Origin of the sequence: Acidobacterium capsulatum ATCC 51196, from assembly GCF_000022565.1 — a bacterium.
Classification (GTDB): Bacteria; Acidobacteriota; Terriglobia; order Terriglobales; family Acidobacteriaceae; genus Acidobacterium; species Acidobacterium capsulatum.
The window spans coordinates 579,364-593,937 of the sequence record NC_012483.1 but is presented as its reverse complement, the minus strand read 5'-3'; the positions used below and the strand labels follow the sequence as shown (position 1 = coordinate 593,937).

Below are 14,574 nucleotides of genomic sequence, written 5' to 3'. Positions count from 1 at the left end.
AGACGAAAATCAACTTGCCCCGTCCAAAGGGAAAGTGCGAAGCAACCCTCGCGCCAGAGAAGGATGTATGACTCAGCAGGAAGCCCAGATGTTGCAGCAGCTCGTGCAGCAAGTGGAAGCCACGCAGCTTAACGAGAAAGATCCCGCCGCCGAAGCGCTCCTCAAAGACACCCTCGGCCGCGATCCCGACGCGCTCTACAAGCTCGCTCAAACCGTGCTCGTGCAAGACATCGCCCTGCATCAGGCCCAGGCCAGAATTCGGGATCTCATCGCCCAGCAGCAGGCCCCTGTCAGCGGAACGCCCCAGCCCGCGCGCTCCAGCAGCTTTCTTGGCGGAGTCCTGCCCCAACAGCCCGCAGCCGTCCCATCTTCCGGCACTCCGGCCTACCAGCCCGTCAACGCGCCGCCTCCGGCGCCATATCCCAGCCAATACGGCTATCAGAATCCCTACCCCGCGCAACCCTCTTACGTCGCTCCACCCAGCGCGGGCAGCAGCTTCCTGCGCTCCGCCGCCACAACCGCTGCCGGAGTTGCCGCGGGCGCGCTTGCCTTCGAGGGCATCGAGTCCATTTTTCATCACGGCATGGGCTTCGGCTCGCCATTTGGATTCGGCGGCGGTGCGCCGGTCGAAGAAACCGTCATCAACAATAACTACTACGACGATCCCAACGCTGGTGGCTTCGCCGGGCAGGACATGCAACCGCAGGGGGCTTTTGACGGTGGAACTGGTTCTGGCCTCGACACCGGCTTCGATCAGGGGTTTGATGGCGGCAGCTTTGACGACGGAGGATTCGACAACAACGACGATCTCCTTTGATCAAAGGTGCAAATCGGGTGAAGCCCGCCTGCACTTTTCAACATTGAACAGGCAGTCATAGAATGAACAACATGGCATCCGCATCTGGTTCCCGCCGCATCGTACTGCTCGTCGCAGTCCTGATGCTTCCCACTCTTCTGCTGGCCTCGCAGCGCTGGGAGCGCCGCGGCCGCAAATACAAAGCGCCACCGCCCGTCTCCAAGATCACCGTACTGGTCAAGTCTGAGCGCTACGACAAGCCCATCGAAGATGCCGCCGTTGTCTTTCATAGCGTCGAGGGTGACAAGGACAAGGGCTACATGGAGCTCAAGACCGACTCCAACGGCAAGGCGGTCATCGACGTGATTCCCATCGGCGACACCTTCCAGTTGCAGGTCCTCAAAAACGGCTACGAGACCTTTGGCCAGAATTACGTGGTCAAGGGACCTACCAAGTCCATCACCGTCCGCATGCTGCCGCCCCAGCCGCAGTACTCCGTCTACAAGAAGCACCCCGACAAGCCGGTCGGCACCGGCGGGGCTGGAACCACGCAGCCAAAAAACAATACCAGTTCTGCTCCGAATAGGAACTGAGCCCGCTCCAACACCTTGCATTTCAACAGAGCCTCGGTAAATGCCGGGGCTCTTCCGTTTTGCGCCTTACAATCTACTCATGGAACCATTGGTCATCGCAGGGCGGGCCTTTCAGTCACGCCTGATTGTCGGCACTGGCAAGTACAAGGACGGCGCGGAAACGCAGCGCGCCATTGAGGCCTCCGGCGCGGAGATGGTCACCGTCGCCGTGCGCCGCGTCAACCTCGACCGCTCCAAAGAGTCGCTTCTCGACTTCATCGATCCCAAGCGCTACTTCCTCCTGCCCAACACCGCTGGCTGCTACACCGCTGAGGAAGCCATTCGCGCCGCGCGCCTCGGCAGGGAAGTCGGCCTCTCCGATTGGGTCAAGATCGAGGTCATCGGTGACCAGGCCACGCTTTATCCTGACGTGCAAGCCACGCTCGAGGCCACGCGCGTGCTGGTCAAAGAGGGCTTCACCGTGCTGCCCTACACCTCAGACGATGTTGTCTTCGCCAAGCGGCTCATCGATGCCGGAGCCTCGGCAGTCATGCCCCTCGCCGCGCCCATCGGTTCTGGCTTAGGCATTCAGAATCGCGCCACGCTCCAGATTCTGCGCGAGGTCATCACCGAAGTGCCCCTCATTGTCGATGCCGGCGTCGGCACCGCTTCTGACGCGGCACTCGCCATGGAAATGGGTGCCGACGGCGTGCTCATGAACACCGCCATCGCCGCCGCCGCCAATCCCATCCTCATGGCAGAGGCCATGCAGCACGCCATCCTCGCTGGCCGTCAGGCCTTCGTCGCAGGACGCATGCCGCGCAAGCTCTACGCCACCGCCAGTTCGCCCCTTGAGGGCATCTCCAAATAATGCTGCCTCGGGTGCCCCAGGTCCGTATTTCCGGACCTGGTCTTGAAAGCCAGCCAGTACCGCACAATCTGCGGTGCTCCACACAAGGCGGACGAGCACGGCAACGCGGCAAAAAGATCAGTGCTCTCCGGGCGATCCCAATGTCCTGAGGCTTTCTACTCCGGTATGCTGTTTTCAATTCTCCGCCGCAAGGACAAAGCATGAAAAGCATCAGCCGCCGCTCGTTTGTCACCACTGCTGCCGCCGGCATGGCCGCTCTCGGCTCTCTCGGCCCGGCTCTGCCCGCGGCCCAGGGACAGGCCGTCGAAATGGCCTCGGACTGGGACATATCCAGCTTTAATCAGCTCGCCCAGAGTCCTGCCCGCGTCAAGCAGCTCTTCGATGTTGTGCCGCTCAAGCAGCAGGCTTTGGAGCACATGCAAAACTCGCTCAACGGGCTTCACTTCGGCTTCGGCATTCCGGCCAGCCAGATTCAGATCGTAGCCGTCTCTCGTGGCTTCGCCACCTTCTTCAACTTTGACGACCACATCTGGCAGACCTACGGTATCGGCGCTCTCACAAACGTCAACGATCCCCAAACCGGCAAGCCGGCCGAGCGAAACATCTTCTACCCCAGCAGCGCTGGTCCCGATCTCAAATACGCCTCCACTGATCCTGAGAACCGCAACTCCATCTACAACGACAGCAGCATCCAGGCTCTCCAGCATCGCGGCGTTCGCTTCCTCTGCTGCCACAACGCCACCTACGGACTCGCACATTACATCGCAGAGAAGCACACCCCCCAGCAGGCGCCCGATCAGATCTACAAAGACATGGTCGCTCACACCCTGCCCGGAGTCATGATCGTCGCCGCCGCTGTCGCCGCCGTTGCTTTGCTGCAGTCCGAAGGCCACTACAGCTATCTCTACGTCTGAGTCATGCCCGTCTCCCGATACAAGCTCGCTGCCCTTGCCGTCTTGGTGATCCTCATCGCCAGCGCGGCAGATGCAGGCAGCCATCCTCTGCATGCCGCGACGGAGCCGGCGCCCTCAAGCGCCCTGTCGCCGCTCGCGCAGCAGGGTAAGCAGATATTCGGCTTCACGCCGAAATACGCCGCCGCTTGGACCGGCAACACGCTCTCCTGCACCGACTGTCATCTCATGGACGGAACCGTCCCCCATGCCGCGCCGCTCAACAACATTGCCAATCTCTTCCCGGCCTATAGCAAGCGTGCCGGTCGCGTCATCACGCTCCAGCAGCGCATTCAGGAGTGCTTCGTCCGCAGCGAAAACGGTAAGCCCCTGCCCGTCTCCAGCCCGCAAATGAAGGCGCTCGTCGCCTACATGCAATATCTCTCGCGCGATGGCGTCAAAGGCCGATCTTCGCCCGGCCGTGGACTCGTCCATCTCCCCGCACTCACCGGCGATCCGTCGCGCGGCGGCGCCGTGTACATCGCAAAGTGCGCCGCCTGCCATCAGCCCGGCGGGGCGGGCGTTCCTGGAGCCTATCCGTCCGTCTGGGGGCCCGACGCCTACAACACCGGCGCGGGCATGCATCACGTCTCCGTCATGGCCGCCTGGGTGCAGCACAATATGCCGCTCGACCATCCCGGTTCGCTCACCCCGCAGGAGTCCTACGACGTCGCCGCCTACATCCACCGGCAGCCGCATCCCCAATTCAACCCGGCCTACAAGCGCTACTAGGGCACTCCTCAGCCCGCGACTCTCTCGTGCGATAGACTCAACACGACCCATGCGTATCTTCGGCATCGACTGCGGCTCTGAGATCACCGGCTACGGCATCGTCGAGTGCCCTGACGGCACACCCCGCTCCGGCCAGCCCGATCTGCGTCTCATCGCCTTCGGCGGCATTCGCCCGGCCAAAAAGCTCACCCTCGCCGAGCGCCTTGCCTTCGTTCACCGCGAACTCCTCACCCAGCTCGCCGCGCACCAGCCCGACCTGGTCGCCGTCGAAGAGGTCTTCTACTCCGTCAACGCCAAGTCTGCTCTCAAGCTCGGTCACGTGCGCGGAGTCGCCCTGCTCGCCGCCGCCACCGCCGGCCTCCCCATCGCCGAATACGCCCCGCTCACCATCAAATCCACCGTCACCGGCTACGGCCTCGCCCAAAAGGAGCAGGTGCAGTTCATGGTCGCCCGTCTGCTCCACATGCCCGAGCCGCCCGAGCCCGCCGATGCCGCTGACGCCCTTGCCATCGCCATCTGTCACATCCATCACGCCCAAACGATCCAGGCGCAGCAATCTCGCTGAAGACAGTCTCAGCATCGTATGAATCTTGCGTCATCTATTCTCGAACGGATAGAAAAAGCGAAACTATCATGACCCTTGGCGCGTTCTTACCTTGTGGGCTGTTTCCCGCATCTTTCTCAGGAGGTGTTCCGTGCAGCAAAGCAAGTTCTCAAACCCGCTGAGATTTTTCGCCCTTCCAGTGCTGGCTTTCGCTCTCGCCCTGCTGCCCGGCCTTGCCGTCTCGGCGCAGGTCCAGAGTCCGCAGCCTCCGCCCTCACCTCAGGCCATTCCGCCCGCGCCCCCGGCGGACACCGCCAATCAGGCCGCCCCTGCCGCCAACCAGCGCACCGTGCGCCTCAGCTACGTCAAAGGCGACGTGCAGGTCTATCAGGGAGACCAGGTCGTTTTTCAGAACGCGCTCCAGAACATGCCGCTCACCGAGGGCATGCGCATCGTCACCGGGTCTGATGGACGCGCCGAGGTGCAGTTTGAGGATGGCAGCGTCGCCCGCGCCGCTCCCAACAGCTCCTTTGAGTTGGCGCAGCTCACCACCAGCGCTGATGGCTCGCTCGTCACCGAAGTCGATGCACTCTCGGGCCTCACCTACTACGAAATCAACGGCCAGGGCGGCCAATACACCGTCCGTTTCGGCCCCCAGACCATTTCGCCCACCGGCGACGCCGTCTTCCGCATTGACCTCGACGGCAACTCCCCCGAGGTTGCCGACATGCAGGGCAATCTGCAGTTCCTACAGGAGCAAAACCTCATCGTCGCCACCTACTCTGGGCAGAGCATCCGCTTCAATGCCGACGATCCTTCTCTCTACACGCTCAGCGACACCATTACCAATGACTCGTGGGATCAGTGGAATTCCGATCGCGACCAGCAGCTCGCCCAGTTGCAGCAGGAGGGGGCGCAATCCGGCGCCTCCAATGGCAACCCCGACAACGCCGCCTGGGATGACCTCAACTATTACGGCGACTGGTACAACGTGCCCGGATACGGTGAAGCCTGGGCCCCCAGCGGCGTTGGCCCTGATTGGGACCCCTTCGGCGTGGGCGCATGGGGCTACTATCCTTCCTTTGGATACACCTGGATATCTTCCTATCCGTGGGGTTGGTGGCCCTATCACTGCGGCGCATGGAGCTGGTTCAACGGCTACGGCTGGCTCTGGTTCCCCGGCAACTGCGGCTGGGGTGGCTACGGTGGATACAGCACCGGCTGGTATCCCTGGGTCAATGTCTGGACCATCCCGCCCGGCTACAGCGTCCCACCGCGCCCCGGCAATCCGCCCTTCCGTCCGCATCACGGCATCCACGGCCCGCTGCATCGCATCGACGCCTATCCGCTCGTGCATGTGAACCGGGGCCAGCAGTTCGCCTCGGTCTTCCATCCGGTGGGCAGCGGCGGTCCGCGCCCCGTACCCCGCAATTTCCACTGGAAGGGCCACACCGTCAAACCCATCCCGCGCGTCCCGCCTCCCTCGGGCATCGGCCCGCGCTCGTCCGGTCCCGGCAACGGATTCCAGCCGCAGCCGATCCTGCCGCGTGGCGGCTTCCGCACGCCCTACGCGCCCGTCAATCCCGGTCTGCCTCATCCGTTCCACCCGGGCTCCGGCAGCCGTCCCACGCCGCCGCGGCAAAACGCCAATCCGCCCAGCCGCGGGGGAGGGAACACCAACCCGTTCCCGCGCTTCCACCCACAGCCGACGCCTCGGCCCACGCCCCCACCGGTCTTCCGTCCAGCCCCGATGCCAAGGCCTATGCCGATGCCCCGGCCCGCACCCAGACCCGTACCCATGCCCCATCCGGGCCCCGTCTTCCATCCCGCTCCTCCGCCGGCCTTCCATCCGGCGCCGGCGCCCCACTTCGCCGCACCACCGCACATGGCCCCACCGCCGCGTCCGGAGATACACGTCGTGCCTCACCCTCATCGCTAAAACCGAAAGGGCCAGCTTTGGCTGGCCCCCTTCGTTCCATCTCTCTTAAAAGTTGAACTTGTCTCTAACGTGTCTCTCGGGAAGGTGCTGGCTTCAGCCGATCAAGACTCGATACCGGCGGTCCCGTGTCCCACCTTCGCCTTCTTTGCGTCCTCGCGGTAGTCTTCCACCTTGTCCTCGCGATCAAAGCAGACAAACCCCGCCTTGTTCAGACATGGCTTCAACTCCTATCCTCCAGTGTCCGCCAAAGCGCCGCCAGCGCTTCCAGACTCAACTCCTCCGCGCGCACTCCCGCCGCCACTCCTGCACTCTGCATCGCTCCCGCAATGGCCGCCGGCTCATACTTTGCTGCTCGCAGATTGTTCCCGAGCGTCTTCCGCTTCTGCGCAAAGCAACTCCGCAAAAAGCCGGTGAAGCGCGTAGGATCGACGCCCAGCTCGTCGGTCCGCGAGTGCATCGTCCAGCGCAGCACAGTCGAATACACCTCAGGCGGCGGCGAAAACGCGCCCGGAGGCAGCGTCAGCAGCTTCTCCACCCTGGCATGCAGTTGCGCCGTCACACTGAGCAGTCCGTAGTCGCGCGAACCCGGCCCCGCCGCCACCCGATCGGCCACCTCGCGCTGCACCATCACCACGGCCCGCTCGATGGCCGCCTCATGCCGAATCAGGTGCAGCAAAATCTCCGACGTCATGTAATACGGCAGATTGCCCACCACCAGCAGCTTCTCGCCCGGCCGCGCCAGCGCCGAGAGGTCCACGCGCAGCACGTCGTCTTCGATAACGGTCACCGTCTCGCGCCTGGCAAACCGCTCCCGCAGCCGAGGAGCCAGCTCCCGGTCCAGCTCAATTGCAATCAGCCGCTCCGCGCGGTTCGCCAGCAGTTCGGTGATTGCCCCTTTGCCGGGACCAATCTCCACCACCGTGCGCGCGCCCAGATTGCCCAGCGCCTCCACAATGCTGCGGCAGGCCGCCTCGCTCACCAGAAAATTCTGGCCCAGTTTCGGTTTGTGCTTTCCTGAAATGGCTGCAACCTCTCTCGACTTCGGCGGAAATCGTCCCCATCCACCGCGCAATGCTCTAGACTCAATCCTTCGAAGCAGATTGAGCTACTCCAGCATCTTAACGAATAGAATTCCCACCACCCGGAGATCGCGCCGCCCATGCACATCGTCTTTGCTGCTCCCGAATGCGTTCCCTTTGCCAAGACCGGCGGTCTTGCCGACGTCGTCGGAGCGCTCCCGCAGCAGCTCGTCCGCATGGGCCATCAGGTCACCGTCTATCTGCCGTACTACCGCCAGATTGCTGTGAAGACGCCTGAGAAGATCTACGCCATCCGCAGTCTGACCATTCCGTTCCAGTACTACAACCACTTCGTCGGCGTCCTCGACGGCGGCGAGCGTGACGGCGTGCGCTACTACTTCGTCGAGTGCCCCGAGCTATTTGATCGCGAGTTCCTCTACGGCTCGCCCTCCGGCGACTACCTCGACAACTGGGAGCGCTTTGGCCTCTTCGCGCGCGCCGTCCTCGAAGCCTCCAAGCTTCTCGGCGTTCCGGACGTCTTTCATGTACATGACTGGCAGACCGGCATGCTGCCAGTTTATCTGCGTACTACCTACGCCACAGACCCCATGCTCTTTCGCGCAGGCGTGGTCATGACCGTCCACAACGCCGGTTACCAGACCTACTTCCCGCCGCAGACCACCGAAAAGCTCCTGCTGCCGTGGGATACCTTTCACATGGACCGCCTCGAGCACTACGACACACTCAACTTCCTCAAGGGCGGCATCGTCTACTCTGACGCCATCACCACCGTCAGCAAGCGTTACGCGCAGGAGATTCAAACTCCCGAATTCGGCTTCAGCCTCGAAGGCGTCTTTGAGCGCCGCGCCGCCGATCTGCACGGCATCCTCAACGGCGTCGATTACTCCGACTGGGACCCCTCGCACGACGGCTACATCGCCGCGCACTACACCCCTGAGAAGCTCGAAGCCAAGCAACTCTGCCGCAAAGACCTGCTCCACGCCTTCGGCGCGCCCAGCCTGGCAGAGAACATTCCCGTCCTGAGCATCGTCTCGCGCTTCGCCACGCAAAAGGGCTTTGACATCCTGGCCGATGCCGCCGACCGCCTGCTTGCTAAAGACGTCGTGCTTATCGTCCTCGGCACTGGCGAGCCTTATTACGAAAACATCTTCCGTGAAATGCAGAACCACCATCCCGGCAAGGTCTTCGTCAAAGTGGCCTATGACAACGCGCTGGCCCACAAGGTCGAGGCCGGCGGCGATCTCTTCCTCATGCCCTCGCGTTACGAGCCCTGCGGACTCAACCAGATCTACAGCCTGCGCTACGGCAACGTACCCGTGGTCCACGCCACCGGCGGCCTCGACGACACCATACAACCCTGGAACGGGGCAGAGAAGTCGGGCACCGGCTTCAAGTTCCACGACTACAGCGCCGATGCGCTGCTAGGCTCCATCGACGAGGCTCTCGCCGTCTTTGCCGACAAGGCCGCCTGGCAAACCCTCATGCGCAACGGCATGGCGCAGGACTACTCCTGGACAAAACCCGCACAGGAGTATGAAGCCCTCTACAACGAGGTCGCCCGCCGCCGCAGTTAGCCTCCGGGCCCGCACAGAAACGCTGGCTTCAGTTTCCGATGCCACCGGCCCTGAAAGCGGACGTCATTCTGAGGCCCGCGTTGGGCCGAAGAATCCCGGCCGTCTCTCGGGCGCGCATGCTGCTGCAAGTTTCTCCCACCATTCTTCAAAGCAATCTTTCGGCCATAGGGTCCATGAGGAGTATTGGCTTCGGTTCGTACGCCTCCCCCTGCCAAAGGACTCGGGGCTTTAGCTCCTGAGGCATCGTGGCCTAAAAGCAAAGCGCCCAACTCCAACAGAGTCGGGCCCTCTCCACAAAACGCATCTCCTCAATGCACCGTGATATCCCCGGAGACGGTATCCACGCGCACCGTCGGCCCATTTCCGCCGCCATGCGAGTTATGAATATCGCCCGACACTGACGAAGCATGCACCACAAAAGGCCCCGCACCGCCCGTATTCAGCTCCACATCGCCTGAAATTGAATGCAGCCGCCATCCATTCCGCGGCGCGCCGCTCACCGTCAGGTCACCGGAGACCGTGCTCGCATGTAGCATCCCGCGCACGTTGTGCAGCGTGACGTCGCCGCTGATATCCTGAGCCTCGACATTCGGCGATTCATCGATGGAAGCCTTAATGTCGCCCGACGTGTCATGCAGAAACGCCGTCCCATTGACGCCGCTCACATGCAGGTCGCCCGACGCGCTCTCCGCGCGCAGCGCTCCCTCGACGCCCTCGACGTAAATATCGCCGGAGGCCGAGTTCGCCTCCACCTCCGTGCCCTTCGGCACCGTGATGTAGTAATCGACGGACACATTATTCAGGTGCAGCGAGTGGCCCACCTCGATCACGCTGCCCATCTGGTTCACGGGCGGATGGTCCAGCACCTCGCGCAACCGGTCCGCTGCGCTCGCAAAGCCCCACCCGTTGTCTGCATACACGTGGCCCACGATGTGAACCTCGCCGTCATCGCCCGGCTGCACATGAATGTCGCCCGAGGCCGAAGCCACATGCAGTTCCACCGGACCATGCACCGTCAGCGTGCGCTCAAACTGCCCCTTTGCCGCGCACGCCACGGTCGCGGTCATCAGCAGGGCACTCACCGCCAGCACCTGCGCACAGCGTTGCCAAACAGACATCGTTCTTCCTCCGTTGCTCATTCGCCGGCCCTCATCTTACGACTGTTGCAGCACCACGGTCTCGCCCTGCTTGAGCCCGTTTAGAATCTCTGCGCGATTGCCGTTCGAGATGCCCACCTTCACTGCAACCTTACGCTGTCCGCTCTTGGCCTTCGCGTCCGGCACATACACATAGGCATTTTTGTTGCTGTCATAGGTCAGCGCCTGCTCCGGAACCGTCAACGTGTCCTTGTGCTCGCTCACGCGAATCTCCGCATTCGCCGTCATCAACGCCTTCAGCTCATGTCCCGGATTCTCAATCGACACGCGCACTTCAAACGTCGTCACGTTGTCCTTGTCCACGCCCATAGGCGATATCTTCGTGACCTTGCCCTGGAACGTCTTGTTCGGGAACGACTGCACATGAATCGTCGCCGGCTGCCCCAGGTACACGTTGCCAATATCGGCTTCGTCCACCTTGCCATCCACATAGACCTGATTGATGTCGCCGATGGTCATCACCTTCGTCGCCGTTGAACCCAGCACCAGGATCGAGCTCACCGCATCGCCCACCTGCACATCGCGCGAGAGCACGACGCCGTCAATCGGTGATACGAGCGTCGTATACCCCAGTTGCTGATTCAACTGGTCCAGGCTCGCTTTGGCTTCCTGCACCTGCGCCAGCGCCTGCTGCAGCTTGGCCAGGTCCACATGAATCTGCGCCTTCGCCGTATTCTGCTTGTTCGCCGCCGCCAGATAATCGCGCTCGGCGTCATTGAATGCCTGCTGCGAAACCAGCCCCTCGGCATACATCTTCTTGTTGCGCTGAAAGGTCTCGCGATACATCGGCAGGTCTGGAGCCGCCGCATTCACGCGATCCTCCGCCACATTTGCCTTCGCGCTCTCCACATTCGCCTGCGCTGCGGCCAGCGTCGCCTGCTGTGCCTGCACCTGCGCCAGAATCTCCTGCTGATCCAGTTGTGCCAGCTTCTCGCCCTTCGTCACATGCTGGTTGATGTCCACATACAGCTTCTCGACAATGCCGCTCGCCTTCGACTGAATATCCACCTTCGTAATCGGCTCAATCGGTCCGGTCGCCACCACGCTGCGAATGATATCCCCGCGCTCCACCTTGGCCAGTTGCGAGGCCGGAATCTTCGTCCCATGCCCCTTCACCACCATCACGCCGCCAACAATCAGGACCAGCACCACTGCAATCCCAACTCCGGCCCAGAGGCCCCCCCTGCGCTTCCGTTTCCGCTGCGACTGATTCAAGACATCTCCTCCGGCGCCGGCATTTTCTTCCGGCGGATTGATCACTCATACGCAGCCGCTTCGACGTTGGTTCCATCCACAGCATCGGTTACCCCGGGTCCGTCAGTTCGGACCCGGGAAAGGAAACTGATCCCTCCATATCTCCCGGTGCGAAACTTACCCTCGCCCACGGGCATCTCATATCTCATGGAATACAGACGGCTTGGTCACTCGGGACTGAAGGTCTCCGCGCTCAGCTTTGGCGCGGCCACCTTTGGCGGCGGCAACGAATTCTTCAAAGCATGGGGACAAACTCAGGTCGACGAAGCGCAGCGTCTGCTCGCGCTCTGTCAGGAAGCCGGCGTCAATCTCATCGATGTCGCCAATGTCTACTCCACCGGCCTCGCGGAAGAGGTTCTCGGCAAAGCCATCGCCAGCCACCGGCAGGAGTGGCTCATCTCCACCAAGGCCACCTTCCGCATGGCGGCAGGCCCCAACAATCTTGGCTCCTCGCGCTCGCACCTCATCGAGCAGTGCAACGCGAGCCTCCAGCGCCTCGGCACCGATTACATCGACATCTACCACATGCATGGTTTCGACGCGACGACGCCCATCGATGAAACCCTCGACGCGCTCAACACCCTCGTCCACTCGGGCAAGGTGCGCTATATCGCCTGCTCCAACTTCTCCGGCTGGCACCTGATGAAGTCGCTCTCCATCTCCGAGCGTTACGGATGGGCGCGTTACGTCGCGCATCAGGTTTATTACTCCCTCGTGGGCCGCGAATACGAGTGGGAGCTCATGCCGCTCGGCCTCTCTGAAAACGTCGGCGCACTGGTCTGGAGCCCGCTCGGCTGGGGCCGCCTCACCGGCAAGATTCGCCGCGGCCAGCCACTGCCCGAGCAAAGCCGCCTGCACAAGACTGCGGACTACGGCCCGCAGGTCGAGGAGGAATACCTCTACCGTGTGGTCGATGCTCTCGATGAAGTTGCCAAAGAGACCGGCAAGACCGTGCCGCAGATTGCGCTCAACTGGCTGCTGCAGCGCCCCACCGTTTCGAGTGTCATCATCGGCGCGCGCAATGAAGAGCAGCTCAAGCAGAACCTCGCCGCCGCAGGATGGAACCTCACTCCCGCGCAGGTGGAAAAGCTCGACCGCGCCAGCGAAGTCACGCCCATCTACCCTTACTGGCACCAGCGCCAGTTTGTGGAGCGCAACCCGCTCCCCGTGCCCAGCTACAAAGAGCAGGGCCAGATCGGCTAAATCAACGCTTCATTTCGAAGCAAAATCATCGTGCCCCATGCAAGCCTCAGCCTGGCTGGCGTGGGGCCGCTCTCTTCTGCGATCCACCCATCCTTCATCTTTCACCGCCGCCTAAGGAAAGCTCTCCGGCCTGTTATACTTACCCTTTGCAGGCATGGCGCAGTGCGTCGTTATTCCTCTGGGCGATGCCGCAAATCAATCCACACAGATCGCTTCTGAGGTTCCCATGTCCGGCCATTCCAAATGGGCGACAATCAAGCACAAAAAGGGCGCGCTCGACGCCAAGCGCGGCAAGATCTTCACCCGTCTCATCAAGGAAATCACCATCTCCGCCCGTGCTGGCGGCGACCCTGACGGCAACCCGCGCCTGCGCACCGCTATCGCCGCGGCCAAGGCCGAGAACATGCCTCAGGACAACATCAAGCGCGCCATCCAGCGCGGCACCGGCGAGCTGCCCGGCGCGGTCTATGAAGAGATCACCTTCGAGGGCTACGGTCCCGGAGGCGTCGCCGTCATCGTCGAGGCCACGACCGACAACCGCAACCGTGCCGTGAGCGAAATCCGCCACGCCTTCTCTAAGAACGGCGGCAACCTCGGCGAGCCGAACTCTGTCCGCTTCATGTTCCAGAAGAAGGGCCTTATCGTCGTCTCGAAAGACGCGGCCGATGAGGAGAAGCTCATGAATATCGTGCTCGAAGCGGGCGGCGATGACCTCAACGGCGAAGGCGAAAACTGGGAGATCCTCACCGAGCCCCAGGCCTACGACGCCGTCGTACAGGCCGTGCGCGACGCCGGCATCGAGCCGCAGGTGGCCGAGGTGACCATGATCGCCTCCACCTACACCAAGCTCGAAGGCGCTACCGCCAACCAGATGATGCGTCTACTCGAAACGCTCGAAGATCACGACGATGTACAGAACGTCTACTCCAACTTCGACATGGAGCAGGTGGAAGAGGTGGCCGGCTAACCCCGGCCCGCACAATCATCACGACACAGGGCCGCCCGCAGGCGGCCTTTGTCTTCTCGCGAGGGAATCACCGACAGAATGAAACGACTCTTTTCCTCATTTGCCGCCACACTTGGCATCGCTTTCTTCGGCACGGTCATGATCGCTTCGGCCGCCGCGCAAACCACCACCGCGCAGCCTGCCAATCCTCACTTTCACTACAACATCCAGACGCCTGAAACCACGCTCTCCCACTACCCGTGGGAGTTTGGCCCCTTCCTGCAGGGGGGCTTCGGCACGGCCAATCGCTCTGATTTCCATTTCCTCGCGGCCGGCGTCAAGCTAGGCAAAATTCTCACTCACCCTGCGCTGCCGGGCCTGCTCCGTGGCCGTTTTGAATACGACATCGAGGTCATGCCCTACTGGCAGGCTTTCACGCCCAAGGCCGGCCTGCAGGCCTACCCCGTCACCAACAGCAGCGGCCAGCAAATCGGCGATCAATTTCTGCCCACCGGCGGCGGAACCTTCACCGGCATCAGCATCACGCCCATCCTTCTGCGCTGGGACCTCATGCCGCACGGCCGTTGGGAACCCTGGGTGCAGGGCGGCGGCGGACTCATCTACACCACGCATAAGTTTCCGCCCGATGTGCTCGTGCCGCATGGCACCCCAGGCGGAACCAGCGTCTTCAATTTCACGCCGCAGTTCGGCATCGGCACGCACTACTTTATTTCTCCGCGCCGTTCTATTTATGTGGAGGCGAACGCCGTGCACATCTCCAGCTCTTCGCTCGGCGACAAGAATCCCGGCGTCAACGCCAGCGTCCAGTTTCAGCTCGGCTATAGCTGGTGGTGGAGCCGCAAGCGGTAGAGTCTCACGTTGTTCAGCCCGGCCTTCTCAGGAGCTTGTGGTGAAAGTCAGTTTTGTATCAGGGCACGGCTTCCGTTGAAGGGTACGGGCTTTAGCCCGTACGCCAGGTCAAGCAATATCACCAGG

At 62.2% G+C, this 14,574-nt stretch carries 15 protein-coding genes; 11 read left to right on the top strand and 4 right to left on the bottom strand.

Translation table 11 applies throughout. The annotated features are described in order from the left end of the window. Positions 1-67 precede the first annotated feature (67 nt). From ACP_RS02595 to ACP_RS02565, 7 genes are all read left to right on the top strand, one after another. Positions 68-817 (top strand): DUF2076 domain-containing protein, encoded by a 750-nt coding sequence (locus tag ACP_RS02595; protein ID WP_012680926.1) that lies wholly within the window; start codon positions 68-70, stop codon positions 815-817. Between the two features lie 71 nt (positions 818-888). Further along, positions 889-1,389 carry a hypothetical protein gene (locus tag ACP_RS02590; RefSeq protein WP_148214996.1) on the top strand — a complete coding sequence of 167 codons (501 nt, stop codon included), beginning with the start codon at positions 889-891 and terminating at the stop codon, positions 1,387-1,389. Positions 1,390-1,468: 79 nt separating this feature from the next. Next, a complete protein-coding gene (locus ACP_RS02585; protein WP_041839831.1) occupies positions 1,469-2,239 on the top strand; it encodes a thiazole synthase in 771 nt (256 codons plus the stop codon). 200 nt (positions 2,240-2,439) lie between these two features. Then, on the top strand, positions 2,440-3,153 hold the full coding sequence (locus tag ACP_RS02580; protein WP_012680923.1) for a Tat pathway signal sequence domain-containing protein: 714 nt from the start codon (positions 2,440-2,442) through the stop codon (positions 3,151-3,153). A gap of 3 nt (positions 3,154-3,156) precedes the next feature. Continuing rightward, positions 3,157-3,921 carry a c-type cytochrome gene (locus ACP_RS02575; RefSeq protein WP_012680922.1) on the top strand — a complete coding sequence of 255 codons (765 nt, stop codon included), beginning with the start codon at positions 3,157-3,159 and terminating at the stop codon, positions 3,919-3,921. 49 nt (positions 3,922-3,970) lie between these two features. Beyond that, positions 3,971-4,486 carry a crossover junction endodeoxyribonuclease RuvC gene (gene ruvC / locus ACP_RS02570; protein WP_012680921.1) on the top strand — a complete coding sequence of 172 codons (516 nt, stop codon included), beginning with the start codon at positions 3,971-3,973 and terminating at the stop codon, positions 4,484-4,486. A 178-nt stretch (positions 4,487-4,664) separates the two neighbouring features. Next, positions 4,665-6,404 carry a DUF6600 domain-containing protein gene (locus tag ACP_RS02565; protein WP_169305894.1) on the top strand — a complete coding sequence of 580 codons (1,740 nt, stop codon included), beginning with the start codon at positions 4,665-4,667 and terminating at the stop codon, positions 6,402-6,404. Between the two features lie 101 nt (positions 6,405-6,505). Here the strand turns inward: ACP_RS02565 and ACP_RS18650 are convergent, their stop codons facing one another. Next, positions 6,506-6,628, bottom strand: a complete 123-nt coding sequence (locus ACP_RS18650; protein ID WP_012680919.1) for a hypothetical protein — start codon at positions 6,626-6,628, stop codon at positions 6,506-6,508. Further along, a complete protein-coding gene (gene rsmA / locus ACP_RS02560) occupies positions 6,625-7,476 on the bottom strand; it encodes a 16S rRNA (adenine(1518)-N(6)/adenine(1519)-N(6))-dimethyltransferase RsmA (RefSeq protein ID WP_012680918.1) in 852 nt (283 codons plus the stop codon). Before rsmA ends, ACP_RS18650 begins: the two co-directional genes overlap by 4 nt. Positions 7,477-7,563: 87 nt before the next feature. Between rsmA and glgA the strand changes: the two genes are divergently transcribed. Then, a complete protein-coding gene (gene glgA, locus ACP_RS02555) occupies positions 7,564-9,018 on the top strand; it encodes a glycogen synthase GlgA (RefSeq protein WP_012680917.1) in 1,455 nt (484 codons plus the stop codon). A gap of 308 nt (positions 9,019-9,326) precedes the next feature. Here glgA and ACP_RS02550 read toward each other — a convergent pair whose 3' ends face one another. Together ACP_RS02550 and ACP_RS02545 are read right to left on the bottom strand one after the other, a co-directional pair. After that, complete coding sequence (locus tag ACP_RS02550; RefSeq protein WP_012680916.1) at positions 9,327-10,136, bottom strand: DUF4097 family beta strand repeat-containing protein; 810 nt, start codon at positions 10,134-10,136, stop codon at positions 9,327-9,329. Positions 10,137-10,172: 36 nt separating this feature from the next. After that, positions 10,173-11,327 carry an efflux RND transporter periplasmic adaptor subunit gene (locus ACP_RS02545; RefSeq protein WP_238525630.1) on the bottom strand — a complete coding sequence of 385 codons (1,155 nt, stop codon included), beginning with the start codon at positions 11,325-11,327 and terminating at the stop codon, positions 10,173-10,175. Positions 11,328-11,576: 249 nt separating this feature from the next. On the opposite strand from ACP_RS02545, the gene ACP_RS02540 reads away from it, so the two are divergent. From ACP_RS02540 to ACP_RS02530, 3 genes are all read left to right on the top strand, one after another. After that, positions 11,577-12,632, top strand: coding sequence for an aldo/keto reductase (locus tag ACP_RS02540; protein ID WP_012680914.1), 1,056 nt, complete (start codon positions 11,577-11,579; stop codon positions 12,630-12,632). A gap of 226 nt (positions 12,633-12,858) precedes the next feature. Then, on the top strand, positions 12,859-13,599 hold the full coding sequence (locus tag ACP_RS02535) for a YebC/PmpR family DNA-binding transcriptional regulator (RefSeq protein WP_012680912.1): 741 nt from the start codon (positions 12,859-12,861) through the stop codon (positions 13,597-13,599). Positions 13,600-13,677: 78 nt separating this feature from the next. After that, positions 13,678-14,448, top strand: coding sequence for an acyloxyacyl hydrolase (locus ACP_RS02530; RefSeq protein WP_012680911.1), 771 nt, complete (start codon positions 13,678-13,680; stop codon positions 14,446-14,448). Positions 14,449-14,574 lie beyond the last annotated feature (126 nt).